We start from the raw sequence: 17,477 nt of genomic DNA, 5'->3' as shown, positions 1-17,477 counted from the left end.
TTAATAGGGGTAAATAAAAATTATTACGTCTACCTTATAATAAACATATAAAAAACTAAACATGAAAAAATTATCAGCTTTATGCCTACTATTAAGCATAAACCTTTTTGCCCAAAATTTATCTGCCCCAATACCGGTAGATAAAACCATAAAAAAAGGCGTGTTACCAAACGGACTAGTATACTATATAAAAAGTACAGATGTTGTAAAAAACGCGGCTAGTTATTATATAATTCAAAATGTAGGTTCTGTTTTAGAAAATGATGACCAACAAGGATTGGCACACTTTTTAGAGCACATGGCCTTTAATGGAACCGAAAATTTTAAAGGTAAAGGCATACTTAATACGTTTCAAGAAAAAGGTTTAGTATTTGGTAGAGATATAAATGCTTATACAAGTTTTGATGAAACCGTTTATAACATTAATAATGTTCCAACGACTCCAGAATTAATAGATCAAGGTTTATTAGTATTACATGATTGGTGTAACTATTTATTATTAACTGATGAAGAAATTGATGCAGAAAGAGGCGTAATTAAAGAAGAATGGCGTACACGCCAAAACGGACAAATGCGCTTGTTTCAAACATCACTACCAATAACTTTTAACCATTCAAAATATGCCGACAGATTACCCATTGGCTTAATGAGTATTGTCGAGAATTTTGAATACAAAGCTTTAAGAGATTTTTATCACGACTGGTATAGAACAGACTTACAAGCCATTGCTGTAGTAGGTGATTTTGATGTTAATACTATTGAAGCCAAAATAAAAGCGCTTTTTTCTAAAATACCAGCCGTTGAAAATCCAAGAGAGCGTTTTATTGTTGAAATACCAGAAAACGAAGATATGCTATATAGCTTAGGTATGGATAAAGAAATATCTACCGCTATGATAAATTTTGGTATTCGCCATAAAAAATCTTTAAATGACGAAACTGTTAAAGATTTAAAGAACGCTTTATTAGAATCCATGGTAACCAATATGCTCTCTGCAAGAATAAGCGAAGTAGCTCAAAAACCAGATGCTCATTTTTTAGGTGCTAATTTAAGGTACAATTCATTATCCAAAGCTAATAATGTTTTTAGCATGACAATAAGCCCTAAACTAGGAGCGCAACAAGAAGCCTTCGCTGAAGTGCTAACAGAAGTTTATAGAGCTGTTAAATTTGGTTTTACATCTTCAGAAATTGATAGAACTATTAAAAAATTTTCAAACCATTATGAAACTCAAATAGCTAAAAAAGATGATAAAACACACGGTAGCTTAATTAACATCATCAAAGACAACTACCTAAATAACAAAACCATAGCTGATATTGAAAAAGAATATGAAATAGCTAAACAACTATTTACTACATTTTCTCCAGAAGATTTACACAACACCATAAAAAGACTTTATACTGAAAAGAATAGATTTTTAAATGTTACAGGTGTAGAAGGACAAAATAATTTAACAGAAAAGCAAGCTTATAAAATTATCAACGCGGTTGAAAATAATCCTAACCTTACGCCTTATACTGAAGAGTTTGAAGGTAAAACTCTAATTTCAGGATTAGATATAAAGGAAGGAAGCATAGTAAGTATCGAAAAAAATGAAGCTATTGGTTCTACAACTTATACCTTAAGCAATGGCATTAAAATACATTATAAATTTGCCAACAAGCAAAAAAACACAGTTGCCTTTAATGCTATAAGTCATGGTGGTAATTCATTAATAAAAGATGAAGATTTACCATCTGCTAACCTAGCAGGTAACTTAATTCAAATGTCTGGTTTAGGTGAATTTTCAGCAACAGAACTACCAAAAATTTTAGCAGGAAAATCAGCTTCAATGACACCGAGTATAGGAGAAACCACAGAAAACCTTAAAGGAGCTTCTACGACTAAAGATGTAGAAACCATGCTGCAACTAGCCCACTTATACTTTGTTAAACCTCGTTTTGATGAACAAGCTTTTCAAGTGCTTCAAGGCAACATATCTAATTACTTAATTAAAAGAAGCAAGGATATTGGTGAGCAAATGAAAGACAGCATTACAACTACCCTGTACGGTAATAGCAATCCTAGAAAAAGAATTTTTAATCAAGATTATGTAAATGAAATTTCTTTTAACAAAATAAAATCTGTGTATAAAGACCGATTTGCTAATCCTGCAGATTTTGAGTTTTTTATTGTAGGCGATGTTAAAGCAGAACAATTAGAGCCTCTTTTATCAAAATATATTGCAAGCTTACCAACAACAACAGATACCGAAGCCTTTAAAGATGTATCGCAACCATGGGCAAGCAACAATGTAGATGAAGATATATTCCTTCCTATGGAAGACCCTAAAACCAATGTTAACATAGCATTTAAAATAGCTAATGACTACAGCGTAAAAAACAATTATGCAACCAAAGCTTTAGGTGCTATCATGCAATTAAGATTAACAGAAACATTACGTGAAGAAGAAGGTGGGGTTTACAGTCCAAGAGCTGGGGCGTTTTTAACCAAAGAACCTAAAGTTTTATCATATTTATCTGTCAATTTTGATTGCAACCCAGAGTTAGCTGAAAAACTTATTGATATTGTTCATAACGAATTATCTAAAATAGCTACAGGTAATATTAAACAAGAAGATTTAGATAAAACCCTTACTAGTTATAAAAAATCAAGAGAGCAATCTAAAAGCAATAACGGTTACGATATGGCTTTATTAACAACGTTTTATAGAGATGGGTACAACATGAACAATCCTAAAAACTTTGAAGACGTTATAAACAACATAACCACTAAAGACATCCAAGTACTAGCAAAAAAATTGCAAAACCAAGGAAAGTTTTTTGAAATAGTATTTAAACCTAACAATAATTTATAATCTTTCTTTTAAACACTTGTTTTGGTGTGATTTTTTGAGTTAGTCAGTCAATAAATTTATTTTAAATCTAAGAAAGAGGATCAAAAGGGTTATCGTAAAACATAACCCTTTTTAAAACAATTAAACAATTATGAAAAAATTACTAATATTGTTAGCTTTGGTATGCTCTGCTAATAGTTTCTCCCAAATTTTAGAACCTGTAAAATGGTCTACAAGCGTTAATAAAATTTCAGATTCAGAATACGAATTAATTGCTACAGCAACTATTGAAGAAAATTGGCATTTATATTCGCAAACAGTACCAGAAGGTGGTCCAATAGCTACAAGTTTTACTTTTGAAAGCAATGGCTATTACTTAAAAAAAGGTAATACCAAAGAAGAAAAAGGCCATACCATTCATGACAAAATTTTTGATATGGAAATCAAATTTTTTGAGCTACAAGCCGTCTTCAAACAACGTATTAAATTAAAAGGAAAAATACCATTTAAAGTTAATTCTACTGTTGAATTTATGGTATGTGATGATGCTAGATGTTTACCTCCAACTGAAAAAGAACTCTCCTTTACTATTAAATAATTTTTATTCGCACTAAATTTTTTATATGAAAAAAATAGTTTTTATACTCTCTTTATGCTTTTCCCTATTTAGTAATGCGCAAATAGTAGATCCCGTAAAATGGAATGCATCTGTAGAGAAGCTATCTGATACAGAATATATTTTAATTGCTGAAGCTCAAATTGAATCTGGTTGGCATCTATACTCACAAAACGTACCAGAAGGCGGCCCCATTGCTACAACTTTCACGTTTGATGATGCTAATAGTAAAATCACCTTAATAGGAAACACCTTAGAAGAAATAGGACACTCTGTTAATGACCCTGTGTTTGATATGGTGATTAAGTTTTTTGAAAATAAGGCCGCTTTTAAACAAAAAATAAAAGTATCAGAACCTGTAGAAAGCATTCAAGCTTTCGTAGAATTTATGGTATGTGATGATGCTAGGTGTTTACCTCCTACAGAAGTAGACTTAACTTTCAACATCAACACTAGCAGCAGTGTAGAAAACACCAATACAACAATAGAAAGCAGCACTGAATCAATGCCTCCCGTAAAAGAATCAAAAGGATTATGGGGCATATTCTTCATAGCTTTTTTCTCTGGGTTTGCCGCCCTTTTAACACCTTGCGTATTCCCTATGATACCTATGACGGTTAGTTTCTTTACCAAACAAAGTAAAAACAAAGCTGCTGGTATTAAAAATGCCATTATTTATGGCGTATCTATTATTGTTATATACGTACTTTTAGGCACCTTAGTAAGTTTAATTTTTGGTGCCGATGCTTTAAATGCATTATCTACCAATGTTTGGTTTAATTTAGTATTCTTTATTTTGTTAATAATATTTGCAACTTCTTTTTTAGGAGCTTTTGAAATTATGTTACCTAATTCTTGGGCTAACAAAGTAGACTCGCAAGCAGATAGAGGCGGGTTAATAGGCATTTTCTTTATGGCCTTAGCCTTAGCTATAGTATCGTTTTCTTGTACTGGCCCTATTGTTGGTACTTTACTGGTTGAAGCCGCCTCAGGTGGCAGTCAATCGGGGCCAATAGTGGGTATGTTAGGGTTTTCTTTAGCTATCGCATTACCGTTTGCTTTATTTGCTGCTTTTCCTGGATGGTTAAATTCTTTACCAAAATCTGGTGGTTGGCTAAATACTGTTAAAGTAGTGCTTGGCTTTTTAGAACTTGCTTTAGCATTTAAATTTTTATCTAATGCCGATTTAGTTTTACAACTACATTGGTTAGAAAGAGAAGTTTTTATTGCTATTTGGATTGCCATTTTTGGTACTCTAGCCATGTATTTATTTGGCAAAATACAACTACCTCATGATTCGCCATTGTCTCATATCTCGGTAGGAAGACTTAGCTTAGGGTTACTATCATTAGCTTTTACCATTTATATGATTCCTGGTTTATGGGGCGCTCCATTAAATTTAATAAGCGCTTTTCCTCCACCACAACATTATAGCGAATCGCCTTATGGTGTTGGTTATACCAAACTAGGCTCTGGTAACGCATCATCTAACAACCACGAAAATTTACCCGATGGAGCGCATATAATGCCGCCTCATGATATATTAGCTTTTAACGATTATGATAAAGGCTTAGCTTATGCTAAAAAGGTTGGTAAACCTGTTATGATTGATTTTACTGGACACGCCTGTGTTAACTGTAGAAAGATGGAACAAAATGTTTGGGTAAAACCTCAAGTATTAGAAAAACTTAAAAATAATGTCATTCTTATTTCTTTATACGTAGATGATAAGCGTAAATTAAAAGACGATGAAGTTGTAGAGTCTAAATTAAAACCAGGTAAAAAGCTTAAATATATTGGACAAAAGTGGAGTGAATTACAAACCATTAAGTACAAAGCCAATACACAACCCATGTATGTCTTGATGGATCATCATGAAGATAATCTTATAGAGCCCGTTGCTTATACACCCGATGTTGATACATACAACGCTTGGTTAGAAAAAGGAATCTCTAATTTTAAAAATCAAGGCGGCAAATAAAATACACTCACGGTTACATCAGTAACTATTAAATAACTATATTATTTTATTCTTAAAATAAATCTAATTATGAATGTTACAGCAAAAAAATCTGATTCTAAAGTTCAAAATAACAGCAATTTAGAAACTTATTTTACACCTTTTAGAAATCATACTGTTGGCAACAATCAATTTTTTGAATCGCCCTACGGCAGAAAAAAAATCATTTATGCCGATTGGACAGCAAGTGGCAGATTGTATCGCCCCATAGAGGAAAAAATCCTTAATGAAATAGGCCCCTTTGTTGCTAATACACATACAGAAACCTCTATTACAGGTTCTACCATGACTCTAGCCTACCATAAGGCAAGAAACATCATTAAAAAACATGTAAACGCATCAAAAGATGATGTTCTTATCACAGTAGGAACGGGAATGACGGGAGCCATCAATAAATTCCAACGTATTTTAGGTATCAAACTCAACGAGAATTTAAAAGATCACACGGCTATTCCTGAAGAAAAAAGACCTGTAATTTTTGTGTCTCATATGGAGCACCACTCTAATCAAACATCATGGCTAGAAACCATAGCCAAGGTAGAGGTTATTGCTTCAAACAGCAACGGATTACCTTGTACTGAAAACCTAAAAAAACTCATTGAAAAACACAGAAATTGTCCTATAAAAATAGCAGCCATAACTGGATGCTCTAACGTTACAGGCATACGAACCAATTACTACGATATCTCTAGGATAATGCATGAAAACAATGGGCTTTGCTTTGTAGATTTTGCTTGTTCTGCTCCTTATATCGATATCGATATGCACCCCGAGAATGAAGATGAATATTTAGATGCTGTAACCTTTTCTCCTCATAAATTTTTAGGTGGACCAGGAGCTTCAGGAGTGTTAATTTTCAATAAAAAATTATATAAAAATTTGGTACCAGATAACCCTGGTGGTGGCACAGTGTCTTATACAAACCCATGGGGAGACCATGATTATATTGACGATATTGAAACCCGAGAAGATGGTGGTACTCCAGGATTTTTACAAGCTATAAAAATTGCGCTTTCTATACAGCTAAAAGAGGAAATGGGTGTGCAAAATATTTTAGAAAGAGAGCATGAATTGAATAGCATCATTTTTGAAAAACTCACGAAAATACCCAACCTTAAAATTTTAGCACCTAACCACAAAAACCGCTTGGGAGTATTTTCATTTTATATTGATAACGTTCACTATAATTTAGTAGTGAAACTTTTAAATGATAGATTTGGAGTACAAACTCGTGGTGGTTGTAGTTGTGCTGGAACTTACGGACATTATTTACTAAATGTGAATCAATCAACATCAAAATCTATTGAAAAAAAGATTTTAGAGGGGTGTTTAATTGATCGCCCAGGCTGGATACGTATGTCTATTCACCCAACCATGACAAATGAGGAAATAAACTTTATTTGTGATGCTATAAAACTAGTAGCAAAAAACTACTCAGAATGGAGCAAAGACTATCAATACGATGCTTTTAAAAATGAATTTATTCATAAAGGAAGTCTGGTTATTGAAAAAGAAATAACAAAAAGCTGGTTTAGTTTTTAAACCTAAAAATCAATATGAAAGAAGTCAAATAACATTCAAGTAATATCAAGAAATCAAAACAGCTTTTAACTTGGCTCAAAATCTTAGAAATATTTTTAACTCTGCTAAATCCTTAGAATAATCCTAAAATCAAAGGCTTAAGAAGTCAATTTAGAGAGGTTAAACATATAGAATTCTTCCTCTATAGATTAACAACAATTTTGCGTAAACACAACAATCTGGATTGATCCCGAATAATCCCAAAGAGGTGTAATAAAAACTTATAAGAAATAAAAAATCCTGATAATTTCTTATCAGGATTTTTATGTGGGCGCGAAGGGATTCGAACCCCTGACCCCTTGGGTGTAAACCAAGTGCTCTGAACCAACTGAGCTACGCGCCCTAATTATTAGGAGGTGCAAAGATACACTACTTTTTGACTTTTCAAAGAGTTTTTTTGAAAAAATTTAAATTATTTCTGCTACAACAAAGGTACTACCTCCTATAAAAATAAAATCTTCATCAGTTGCTTTTTCTAAAGCCATTTTATACGCTTCATTTACAGAATTATAAGCTTCACCTTCTAAGTTATTCTCATTAAAAATAGTTTTTAATTCTTCAGCATTTAATCCTCTAGAAATATTGGGTTTGCAGAAATAATATGTTGCATTTACAGGCAATAAATCTATTATCGACGATAAATCTTTATCATTTACAACTCCAAAAACGATATGAAGGTTGCTATAAACTTCATTAGAAAGCTGTTTCATTACGTACTGTAACCCTTCTCTATTATGTCCCGTATCGCAAACCACTTTTGGGTTTTGATTCAAAACTTGCCAGCGCCCAAGTAATCCCGTGTTTTTAACAACGTTTAATAATCCTTCTTTTATATTTTTTTCTGAAATATTATAATGCTGAAGCTGAAGCTCTTTAATGGCAGTAACTACAGTTTGAATATTTTTTACTTGATAATCCCCTTTTAAATCCGATTCATAGTCGCTTAACACCTGTTGATCTGCAAAAATAATTTTAGAACTATTCTTAACCGCTAAATCTATAAAGACTGGTTTAGTTTCCTCTTGAGTTTCTCCAATTACAACAGGAATATTCGGCTTTATAATACCGCCTTTTTCAAAAGCTACGGCTTCTAGCGTATGCCCTAAAAACTGCGTATGATCTAAACCTATATTGGTAATTACTGAAACTTCAGGAGTAATAATATTTGTAGAATCTAATCGCCCACCTAACCCTACTTCTATAACCGCGATATCTACTTTTTCCAGAGAAAAATATTCGAATGCCATACCAACAGTCATTTCAAAAAAGGATAATTGATTCGTTTTAAAAAATACTTTATTTGCTTCAATAAAATGCTTTACAAACGACTCACTAATTTCTTCGCCATTAATTTTAATACGCTCTCTAAAATCTTTTAAATGTGGCGACGTATACAAACCTACTTTATACCCTGCTTCTTGTAAAACAGAAGCTAACATGTGGCTAGAAGACCCTTTGCCGTTGGTTCCCGCAACATGAATAGTTTTAAAATGTTTATGAGGATTATTTAAATGATTTATAAGTAAAACCGTGTTACTTAAATCGACTTTATAAGCCGATTTACCTTCTCTTTGATACATTGGTAGTTGAGAAAACATCCAATCTAAAGTATCGCTATATGTCATGTTTTATTGCCCCAATTTGAAGTTTACTTTAACAAAGCCAATCTGTTTTACTGGTGCTTTAGAATCTGCTGGCCATTTATGCGACAGCGCTATTTTTTTTGCTGGCTCTAACAAACATGGTGATGTATTTGTGGTTCCTTTTACTCCTGGTTCTGCTTCAATAACATTACCGCTTTGGTTCACAACAATTTTAACAATTACCATACCCGATTCGTTACAATCTTGCTTAATAGCATTAAAAGTAGCTCGACCACGACCATTAAGTCCATAACCTACACCGCCACTACCAGAACCTTGACCTCCAAAATAACTTGGAGCATAAGGATCGCCATCTAACTGCCCTTTATCTCCGGCTTTATTATCATTGCCTTCTCCTCCAGACGCTGTGCCTTCAGACTTACTAACACCTCCTATTAAAGCATCTAATTTCTTTTTCTTCTCCTCCTGTTCGCGTTTTTCTTTTGCTAATTTTTCAGCTTCCGCTTTGGCTTTGGCATCAGCCTTGGCTCTTGCATCCGCTTTAGCTTTTGCTTCGGCTTTCGCTTTAGCCTCTTCAGCTGCTTTTTGTTTTTTTATGGCAATTGCTTCCGCATTATCGGCTGTTAAAACTTCTTCTTTGGTTTCTGTTGGTTTCGCAGCCTCTACTTGCTCTGTCACGGTTTCTTCTACTGGCTGTGGAATCTCTTCCACTTCCTGTGGTTCCGATTTTATTGGCGCTTTAGGTTGTACATTTCCCTTTCCAAAATCTGTAGTTCCAAAATTTACTGCCACACCATATTCTTCGGGAGGATCCATATAAGGTGGACCAACCACAAATAACAACAACAAAAGGATAACCATAATTAAAGCGGTTATCTTTGCCGAATCTTTTTCGTATTTGGTTTCGAAGTATTTCATAACAAGCCTAAGGCTTAAATATTGAAGTGATTGTTATTAATTAGGCTGAACTGCTAAAATGACTTTGAATCGATTTCTATTCGCAATATCCATAACCTTTACTACATTTTCTACAGGAACCGATTTTTCGGCTCTTAATACAATAGTTGGCTCTTCTTTTTTAGACAATGCTGCCATCAACTCATTCTCTAGCACACTTTCACCTACTCGTTTTTGATCGATATAATAGGTTAAATCTTTTTTGATACTAACGGCTATCGACTTCTTGTTTTCAGTTTTTCCACTTGCTTTTGGTAATATAATATCAATAGCATTTGTTGTTACCAAAGTAGAAGCAATCATAAAAAAGATAAGTAACAGAAATACAATATCTGTCATAGACGACATATTGAATTCTGGTGATACTTTATTTCTTCCTCTAAAATTCATATTAAGAAGGTTCGTTTAAATGGTCTAAAAACTCTAGCGAAGTTGCTTCCATCTGATACACTACTTTATCAGTGCGGACTACTAAATGATTGTATGTAACATAAGCAACAATACCAACAATTAATCCAGCTACTGTAGTGGTCATGGCTGTGTAAAGACCGCTAGCTAGCACATCCATTTGGATACTTCCACCTGCGTTTGCTAATTCAAAAATAGCTAAAATCATCCCGACAACGGTTCCTAAAAACCCAATCATTGGAGCCGCACCCGAGATAGTTGCTAAAACACTCACGTTTTTTTCAAGTCTGTAAATTTCTAAACGTCCTGCATTTTCAATGGCCGTATTAATATCTGCCAAAGGTTTTCCTATCCTAGAGATTCCTTTTCCTATTAATCTTGATACTGGGGAATTTACTTGACTGCAAAGTGTTTGTGCCGATTCTATTTTACCATCGCTAACATAATCTTTTATTTGATTCATAAAATTTGCATCGACTTCCGATGCTGCTTTAATGGTAAACAAACGTTCAAAATATATATAAACAGCAGCAGCCAACAACAAAAATAGTATGGCAATAATAATTTGTCCTGCAAAACCGCCACTACTAATTAACTCTATTATGGAGAGTGTTTTTTCTACTGGCTCTCCTTCTGTTACTCCCTCTGCACTTTCTTGTGCATTTTGTAATAATATACTTAGCATATAATCTTAATTTATTGCAATTCTATAACGTTTATATTCGTATTAAATTATAACAACCTCCATATCTATTTAAAATAAAATATAAAGGTTGTTAATAGTTGTTTTTTTATCACCTCTCTAAACGTGACATTTTTAGCAATATTTATGCCACTTTTCCGCGAAAGCGATATAAAAAATATTTTAAAACAATGTTCTTGTGAACATAAAGGCTATGGCTCCTACTAAGAAACCTAATAAGGCTAACCAAGCAATTTTTTTAAGGTACCAAAAGAAATCTATTTTCTCCATTCCCATAGCTACAACACCTGCAGCAGAACCAATAATTAACATAGATCCGCCTGTACCTGCAGAGTAAGCTATAAAATGCCATAGTTCATTATCTATAGGTTCGTGGAACATTCCTAAACTAGCAGCCACTAAAGGTACATTATCGATTACTGCCGAACCAACACCTAATAATAGTACTACTAAATCTGAAACACCTTCGTGACCTCCTGGGTGAATTTCTGTTCCTAACATTGGCATAGATTCTTGTAAAGATCCAGCAAAATTAAATAAAATCCCTAAAGATTCTAAAGCGGCAACAGCCATTAATATCCCCAAGAAAAACAAGATACTTGGTAATTCGATTTTCGATAATGATTGATGTACTGGACTGTGATGAGCGGCGTTATCACTTTCTTCAGAATCATGATCCGTCATACTAAATTTAGCACTACTGTAAAGTTCGGCAAAAATAGCAACAACTGCCAAAGATAACATCATACCAACATATGGGGGTAAATGCGTTATCATTTTAAAGATAGGTACAAAAACAATTGCGCCTAAGCCTAAATAAAGCATTTTGCTACTAAACTTAGACTTCTTTTTTTCTACTGTTTCTTCCACGTCTAATTCTCCTTTAAAGGCTGGTAAAAATGATGCGATAAAGGTAGGAACAGCCATACATAAAAATGATGGCAATAATAAGTACCCCACTAAATGTCCAGTAGTTACTTTTTTACCAATCCAAAGCATCGTGGTTGTAACATCTCCAATAGGAGACCAAGCACCACCAGCATTGGCCGCGATAATAATTAAACCAGCATACCAAATACGAACGCTTCTATCTTTTACAATTTTTTGAAGTATTGAAATTAATACGATAGTAGCCGTTAGGTTATCGATAATCGCTGATAAAACGAAGGCTAAAATAGCAAAGATCCAAAGTATTTTACTTTTCTTTTTTGTTTTAATAAAGTCTTTAATTGTAGAAAACCCATCGAAATAATCAATAATTTCTACAATAGTCATTGCTCCTAAAAGAAACACTAATATCTCACAAGTTTTACCTAAGTGGTGTAACAGCGTATCCTCCATTAAACTCATTTTTCCGGAGGTTACTACGTGTCCACTTTCATCTAATACATCATGCAAAGGCAAACCTCCAAAATCTCCCATTAAACTATGGTTAGCAGAATCGAACCACTGTGTAAAACCATCCAGACCTAATGCGATTAAAGCCCAACAAATAGCCATCATGACTAACGCGGGTATTAATTTATCGATTTTCAGACTATGCTCCATAGTTATGGCCAAATAGCCAAAAACGAATACTAAAATAATTGCTGCTTCCATATTAAATGTTAAAATTGATTTTCATATTAGTTAATTCTGCACTTGCTCGAAAGCTAGAGTGCTTACTTTGGTTTATAATTAAATATTGTTATTCATGCCTTTGTTTTCTCTATAAGTTATCAATAACAGCTTTGGTTTTCTTTTTTAAAAACGCTACTTATTATCAAATTATAATATCGAGAAAACACTAAGTGTTTTAATGTAAATAAACTACTTGCAATATCGATAATTCCAGTCACTTTTTTACACATTTACTTCAAATAAAGTAAAATAGTTAAGCAAGCCTCCTTAACTAGTTACACTACAACACCTTGCTTTTTAAGCGCGTATTAAAAAACGTGTTAATATGGTTTTTCCCAAAAAAAATGACGCATATTAAGCACCCCATACTAAGTAACAAATATAAAAAAACTAAAAATCTTGTAAGATTAAATTCTTGTTATTTTATGAATAAATTATTCCCGAACTATGATTTTTTGATGCCCCCGTAACCGATTGTAAACAATTAACTTGATTACGTAGTTTTAAAACACCCAAAAAACCAAAAATAAGCGCTTCTTTAAACTCTACTAAATCTGGGTTTGGTATTATTATTTCGGCTTTACTTTTTAGCTTAATTTTCGAAATAATATAATCGTTATAAGCACCACCTCCAGTGGCTAAAATTTTAGCATTTGGTTTTATAACCTTAGAAATTTGTTGGGCAATATGATGGGAATACGTTCGTAAAACATCTTTTTCACTGCTATTAGAAGCTTCAATTAATGGAAACACATTTTTATTCACCCATTCTAAACCTAAAGATTTTGGAGGCGCTTCTTTGTAAAACTCTAATTTATTAAGTGCATCTCCTAAATGCGACAAATAATTTCCAGAAGCCGCAATTTTTCCGCCATCATCATAATTTACCCCCAATTGTTGAGCATATTTATTCAAAACAATATTTACAGGGCAAATATCATAAGCAATGCGCTCCTCATTAATTTCTGTAGAAATATTAGCAAAACCACCCAAATTCAAACAAAAATCGTATTCAAAAAACAGAAGTTTATCCCCAATAGGCACTAATGGCGCACCTTGTCCGCCAAGCTCAACATCGGCCACTCTAAAATCGCAAACTACAGTTTCATTTAAAATTTCGGCAATACTAGGTAAATTTCCTATTTGATAAGTTAATTTATCTTCCGGTCGGTGCAACGCTGTATGCCCATGCGAACACACCGCATCAATATTTTTAATGTTATGTTTAACTATAAATTTTTTAATAACCTCTGCTAAAAGTACAGTATATTCGGTATCAATCTTTTTCAATTCATCTAAAGAACACGATACTAAGGCTTTCAATTTGCTATGCCAATTACTAGAATAAGCCACAGTTTCAGCGCAAATAATTTCAAATCGCCAAGTTTCATCTAAAACAAATTTAACCTCAACTAAATCTATTCCGTCTAAAGAAGTTCCGGACATTACGCCAACAACATGGTATTCATTTTTTTTCATCGCTTGTAAAAATAACAATACCCATTGAAATATTCACACTAAAAACCTATATTTGAAAACAGTCTTTTCTTTTTAACACCTTTTAATTACGAATTATGGATTTCAAACTCTCCGAAGAACATATTATGATACGTGACGCTGCTCGCGATTTTGCGCAAACAGAATTACTCCCTGGCGTTATTAAACGCGACAACAAACAAGAATTCCCGCAGTCTCTCGTTAAAAAAATGGGCGACTTAGGTTTTTTAGGTGTTATGGTCGATCCAAAATATGGCGGAAGCGGTATGGACGCCATTTCGTATGTATTAATTATGGAAGAGTTATCTAAAATAGACGCCTCTGCCTCCGTAATTGTTTCTGTAAACAACTCCTTAGTTTGCTACGGATTGGAAGCTTATGGTAACGAAGAACAAAAAGAAAAATACCTCAAAAAACTAGCTACAGGCCAATTTGTAGGTGCTTTTTGTTTAAGCGAACCCGAAGCAGGCAGCGATGCCACATCTCAAAAAACAACAGCTATAGACCATGGCGATCACTATATTATTAACGGTACAAAAAACTGGATTACAAACGGTGGCCGCGCCGATGTTTATTTGGTAGTTGCACAAACCGATCGTGATAAAGGCTCGCACGGCATCAACGTGTTTATTTTAGAAAAAGGCATGGAAGGTTTCCACATTGGCCCCAAAGAAGATAAGCTCGGTATCCGCGGAAGCGACACCCACACCCTGCAATTTAACGATGTGAAAGTCCCTAAAGCAAACCGAATTGGCACTAATGGCTCTGGTTTTCGTTTTGCCATGAAAACACTATCGGGAGGTCGCATAGGTATTGCTGCACAAGCACTAGGCATAGCCTCTGGCGCTTATGAACTTGCCCTAAAATACGCTAAAGAACGTAAAGCGTTTGGTACCGAAATTTGCAATCACCAAGCCATTGCCTTTAAACTTGCCGATATGTATACAGATATAGAAGCTGCCAGAATGCTTGTAATGAAAGCGGCTTGGGATAAAGACCAAGGCAAAAATTACGATAAATCGAGCGCCATGGCAAAACTATACGCCAGTAAAGTCGCTATGGAACACACCGTAGAAGCCGTACAAATACATGGTGGTAATGGTTTTGTAAAAGATTATCATGTAGAACGCCTTATGCGAGATGCCAAAATAACACAGATTTACGAAGGCACTTCAGAAATACAAAAAATTGTTATTTCGAGAAGTTTAATTAAAGCATAAAACTTCCCGATTTATACACTAAAAAAAAGGTTCAAAATATTTTGAGCCTTTTTTTGTTAAGAATCACAAAAGTACTCGACAATTAAAAATAGATTTCATTATTTCGTAAAAAACAAAAACATGTCAAAAACATATTACGATCCAGCCGATTTAAGAAAGTTTGGAAAAATAACAGAATGGAACGAAGAATTGGGCAACAAATTTTTCGATTATTATGGTAAAGTATTCGAAGAAGGCGCACTAACAGCCCGCGAAAAATCATTAATAGCACTTGCCGTAGCTCACACCGAGCAATGCCCCTATTGCATAGATGCTTACACCAAAGACGGCTTGCAACGCGGGATTACCAAAGAAGAAATGATGGAAGCCATACACGTTGGCGCAGCCATAAAAAGTGGTGCAACCCTTGTGCATGGCGTACAAATGATGAATAAAGTAAACAAATTAGACGGATAGATTTTGGGCGCTACCCAAGGGTCGGGCTTTTCGCAGTCGCTTTTTTGTGTTGCATAGGTGCAACAACACAAAAAGAGCTCCAACAATGCTACAATCCCTAGCGCAACTATCCGCCAGGTGCAGTTTTAAAAACTAAAACAACATCTTAATTTATAAAAAAACTGTAAAAACAATTAATGGCAGCAACAAAGTCTTTACAAAAGCGCGACAGCGACTTAGCAAATAGTAACAGGCAACTCGAAATATTATCGAACGGCATCTTCAAAAATGGAGAATTACCAACCTTTAAAGATAAAATATCCGAAACAGGCCAATTTCCGCTTAAAGCGAAAAAACTAGAAATACTACAAATAAACGTAGGCTACATGTGTAACCAAGTTTGCGACCATTGCCATGTAGATGCAGGTCCAGACCGAAAAGAAATCATGACGCGCGATACCATGCGCCAATGCCTAGAGGTTATAAAAAATACAGGGGCACACACACTCGATTTAACTGGTGGTGCACCAGAAATGAACCCCGATTTCCGTTGGTTTGTAGAAGAAGCCGCAAAAGCGGGCATTAAAGATTTTATTGTACGTTCTAACTTAACCATTATTAGAGCCAATAAAAAATACTACGATTTACCAGAGTTCTTTAAAAAACACAACGTACACGTAGTAAGCTCTATGCCACACTGGACACGCGGAAAAACCGACAAACAACGTGGTGATGGTGTTTTCGATAAATCTATTAGAGCTTTGCAAGACCTCAACGCCATAGGCTATGGCATGCCAGGCAGCGATTTACGCTTAGATTTAGTTTACAACCCATCGGGAGCCTTTTTACCAGGAGACCAAGTGGCTATGGAAAAAGATTTCAAAAAAGCGTTAAAAGACGATTTCGATATTCAGTTTCATAATTTATTTGCGATTACAAATTTACCTATCGCAAGGTTTTTAGATTTCCTTATTGCTTCAGAAAATTACGAAGATTATATGTATTCTCTTGTAGAAGCATACAATCCGTCGGCGGTTAAAAACGTAATGTGTACCAACACCCTATCTATAAGTTGGGATGGTTATTTATTTGATTGCGATTTTAATCAAATGCTCGATTTACCCGTAAATAGTAAAGCCAAACACATTAGCGAATACAACGAAGAACTGCTAGAAGGCAGAAACATAGTAATTTCTCAACATTGTTACGGGTGCACTGCGGGTGCAGGAAGTAGCTGTCAAGGCGTGGTTGCATAAAGATGAAAGAAAATAAAATAGCCATATTAATTTTTGCGAACTCTGCCGAGAAGGAGCTGGTTTCCAAACCAATTTCATCAAGCAGTTTGTTTGAAGCCTTAAATCTTCAAACTATTAATATTGTAAAAAAAACAGGCTTACCTTATTTTCATTTTAACGAAGCGCAGCAAGTTGGTGCTAACTTTGGCGAACGCTTTACAAATGCCATACAAGCCGTTTACAACCAAGGTTATAATAGCGTAATTACTATTGGTAACGATACGCCACACCTAACAAGTAAACATATTTTAAAAACTGTCGAGAAACTAAAAACACACCATGTTGTTTTAGGGCCTTCTACAGATGGTGGTTTTTATTTAATGGGATTAAAAAAACAACAGTTTAATCCCGATGTTTTTCTAAAACTACCTTGGCAAACCACCAATTTAAACAGAAGCATTTCTAAAGTTTTAGCTTCTAAAAAATCTAACATTCATTATTTAGAAGTATTAACAGATATTGATAATGCTTCAGATATAAAACTAGTTTTAAATAGTTTCAAAAGTATTTCGACTACCATAAAATCGATTTTACTTCAATCTATTTTAAACATTTCAAAAATAATAGCTTATTACAATATTGCCTTTTATAACTTCATTTTAAATAGGCAATACAACAAGGGATCTCCTGCTATACTTCATTTATAAATAACATAATTAAAAAATCTTTTCGAAGATTACAC

The 17,477-nt window shown here is 34.2% G+C and carries 14 protein-coding genes and 1 tRNA gene; 8 read left to right on the top strand and 7 right to left on the bottom strand.

Annotation, left to right across the window (positions count from 1 at the left end; translation table 11 throughout):
* Positions 1–61: 61 nt before the first annotated feature.
* The 4 genes from FQU21_RS16060 to FQU21_RS16045 all read left to right on the top strand — a co-directional run bounded on the left by FQU21_RS16060 (position 62) and on the right by FQU21_RS16045 (position 7,017).
* Positions 62–2,860 (top strand): M16 family metallopeptidase, encoded by a 2,799-nt coding sequence (locus FQU21_RS16060; RefSeq protein WP_147679029.1) that lies wholly within the window; start codon positions 62–64, stop codon positions 2,858–2,860.
* Between the two features lie 130 nt (positions 2,861–2,990).
* Positions 2,991–3,437 carry a protein-disulfide reductase DsbD domain-containing protein gene (locus FQU21_RS16055; protein WP_147679028.1) on the top strand — a complete coding sequence of 149 codons (447 nt, stop codon included), beginning with the start codon at positions 2,991–2,993 and terminating at the stop codon, positions 3,435–3,437.
* A 25-nt stretch (positions 3,438–3,462) separates the two neighbouring features.
* Positions 3,463–5,436: a protein-disulfide reductase DsbD family protein gene (locus FQU21_RS16050; RefSeq protein WP_147679027.1), complete on the top strand. Its 1,974-nt coding sequence runs from the start codon at positions 3,463–3,465 to the stop codon at positions 5,434–5,436.
* A gap of 69 nt (positions 5,437–5,505) precedes the next feature.
* Positions 5,506–7,017, top strand: coding sequence for an aminotransferase class V-fold PLP-dependent enzyme (locus tag FQU21_RS16045; protein ID WP_147679026.1), 1,512 nt, complete (start codon positions 5,506–5,508; stop codon positions 7,015–7,017).
* A gap of 307 nt (positions 7,018–7,324) precedes the next feature.
* Here the strand turns inward: FQU21_RS16045 and FQU21_RS16040 are convergent.
* The 7 genes from FQU21_RS16040 to FQU21_RS16010 all read right to left on the bottom strand — a co-directional run bounded on the left by FQU21_RS16040 (position 7,325) and on the right by FQU21_RS16010 (position 13,827).
* A tRNA-Val gene (locus tag FQU21_RS16040) sits at positions 7,325–7,399 on the bottom strand.
* A 64-nt stretch (positions 7,400–7,463) separates the two neighbouring features.
* A complete protein-coding gene (locus tag FQU21_RS16035; protein WP_147679025.1) occupies positions 7,464–8,681 on the bottom strand; it encodes a bifunctional folylpolyglutamate synthase/dihydrofolate synthase in 1,218 nt (405 codons plus the stop codon).
* A gap of 3 nt (positions 8,682–8,684) precedes the next feature.
* On the bottom strand, positions 8,685–9,578 hold the full coding sequence (locus tag FQU21_RS16030; protein ID WP_147679024.1) for an energy transducer TonB: 894 nt from the start codon (positions 9,576–9,578) through the stop codon (positions 8,685–8,687).
* A gap of 36 nt (positions 9,579–9,614) precedes the next feature.
* Complete coding sequence (locus FQU21_RS16025) at positions 9,615–10,007, bottom strand: ExbD/TolR family protein (protein ID WP_147679023.1); 393 nt, start codon at positions 10,005–10,007, stop codon at positions 9,615–9,617.
* Between the two features lies 1 nt (position 10,008).
* The gene (locus FQU21_RS16020) at positions 10,009–10,710 is read right to left on the bottom strand and encodes a MotA/TolQ/ExbB proton channel family protein (protein WP_147679022.1); all 702 of its coding nucleotides are present in this window, start codon (positions 10,708–10,710) and stop codon (positions 10,009–10,011) included.
* A gap of 180 nt (positions 10,711–10,890) precedes the next feature.
* Entirely contained in the window at positions 10,891–12,327 is a 1,437-nt protein-coding gene (gene nhaD, locus FQU21_RS16015; RefSeq protein ID WP_147679021.1) for a sodium:proton antiporter NhaD, read from the bottom strand.
* A 444-nt stretch (positions 12,328–12,771) separates the two neighbouring features.
* A complete protein-coding gene (locus FQU21_RS16010; protein WP_147679020.1) occupies positions 12,772–13,827 on the bottom strand; it encodes an anhydro-N-acetylmuramic acid kinase in 1,056 nt (351 codons plus the stop codon).
* A 95-nt stretch (positions 13,828–13,922) separates the two neighbouring features.
* Between FQU21_RS16010 and FQU21_RS16005 the strand changes: the two genes are divergently transcribed.
* From FQU21_RS16005 to FQU21_RS15990, 4 genes are all read left to right on the top strand, one after another.
* Positions 13,923–15,065: an acyl-CoA dehydrogenase gene (locus tag FQU21_RS16005; protein ID WP_147679019.1), complete on the top strand. Its 1,143-nt coding sequence runs from the start codon at positions 13,923–13,925 to the stop codon at positions 15,063–15,065.
* A 120-nt stretch (positions 15,066–15,185) separates the two neighbouring features.
* Positions 15,186–15,521, top strand: coding sequence for an arsenosugar biosynthesis-associated peroxidase-like protein (locus FQU21_RS16000; protein WP_147679018.1), 336 nt, complete (start codon positions 15,186–15,188; stop codon positions 15,519–15,521).
* Positions 15,522–15,697: 176 nt separating this feature from the next.
* Positions 15,698–16,756, top strand: coding sequence for an arsenosugar biosynthesis radical SAM (seleno)protein ArsS (arsS, locus tag FQU21_RS15995; RefSeq protein WP_147679017.1), 1,059 nt, complete (start codon positions 15,698–15,700; stop codon positions 16,754–16,756).
* A 2-nt stretch (positions 16,757–16,758) separates the two neighbouring features.
* The gene (locus FQU21_RS15990) at positions 16,759–17,442 is read left to right on the top strand and encodes a TIGR04282 family arsenosugar biosynthesis glycosyltransferase (protein WP_147679016.1); all 684 of its coding nucleotides are present in this window, start codon (positions 16,759–16,761) and stop codon (positions 17,440–17,442) included.
* Positions 17,443–17,477 lie beyond the last annotated feature (35 nt).

The organism is Algibacter pacificus (assembly GCF_008033385.1).
Lineage (GTDB): Bacteria > Bacteroidota > Bacteroidia > Flavobacteriales > Flavobacteriaceae > Algibacter > Algibacter pacificus.
Note: the sequence above shows the minus strand (reverse complement) of the source record. Positions and strands in the feature narration are given on the sequence as shown.

What these genes read in the sequence shown, in the direction of transcription:
- FQU21_RS16060 (WP_147679029.1), top strand. Translation starts at nt 62, where the DNA reads ATGAAAAAATTATCAGCTTTATGCCTACTATTAAGCATAAACCTTTTT.
- FQU21_RS16055 (WP_147679028.1), top strand. Translation starts at nt 2,991, where the DNA reads ATGAAAAAATTACTAATATTGTTAGCTTTGGTATGCTCTGCTAATAGT.
- FQU21_RS16050 (WP_147679027.1), top strand. Translation starts at nt 3,463, where the DNA reads ATGAAAAAAATAGTTTTTATACTCTCTTTATGCTTTTCCCTATTTAGT.
- FQU21_RS16045 (WP_147679026.1), top strand. Translation starts at nt 5,506, where the DNA reads ATGAATGTTACAGCAAAAAAATCTGATTCTAAAGTTCAAAATAACAGC.
- FQU21_RS16035 (WP_147679025.1), bottom strand. Translation starts at nt 8,681, where the DNA reads ATGACATATAGCGATACTTTAGATTGGATGTTTTCTCAACTACCAATG.
- FQU21_RS16030 (WP_147679024.1), bottom strand. Translation starts at nt 9,578, where the DNA reads ATGAAATACTTCGAAACCAAATACGAAAAAGATTCGGCAAAGATAACC.
- FQU21_RS16025 (WP_147679023.1), bottom strand. Translation starts at nt 10,007, where the DNA reads ATGAATTTTAGAGGAAGAAATAAAGTATCACCAGAATTCAATATGTCG.
- FQU21_RS16020 (WP_147679022.1), bottom strand. Translation starts at nt 10,710, where the DNA reads ATGCTAAGTATATTATTACAAAATGCACAAGAAAGTGCAGAGGGAGTA.
- nhaD (WP_147679021.1), bottom strand. Translation starts at nt 12,327, where the DNA reads ATGGAAGCAGCAATTATTTTAGTATTCGTTTTTGGCTATTTGGCCATA.
- FQU21_RS16010 (WP_147679020.1), bottom strand. Translation starts at nt 13,827, where the DNA reads ATGAAAAAAAATGAATACCATGTTGTTGGCGTAATGTCCGGAACTTCT.
- FQU21_RS16005 (WP_147679019.1), top strand. Translation starts at nt 13,923, where the DNA reads ATGGATTTCAAACTCTCCGAAGAACATATTATGATACGTGACGCTGCT.
- FQU21_RS16000 (WP_147679018.1), top strand. Translation starts at nt 15,186, where the DNA reads ATGTCAAAAACATATTACGATCCAGCCGATTTAAGAAAGTTTGGAAAA.
- arsS (WP_147679017.1), top strand. Translation starts at nt 15,698, where the DNA reads ATGGCAGCAACAAAGTCTTTACAAAAGCGCGACAGCGACTTAGCAAAT.
- FQU21_RS15990 (WP_147679016.1), top strand. Translation starts at nt 16,759, where the DNA reads ATGAAAGAAAATAAAATAGCCATATTAATTTTTGCGAACTCTGCCGAG.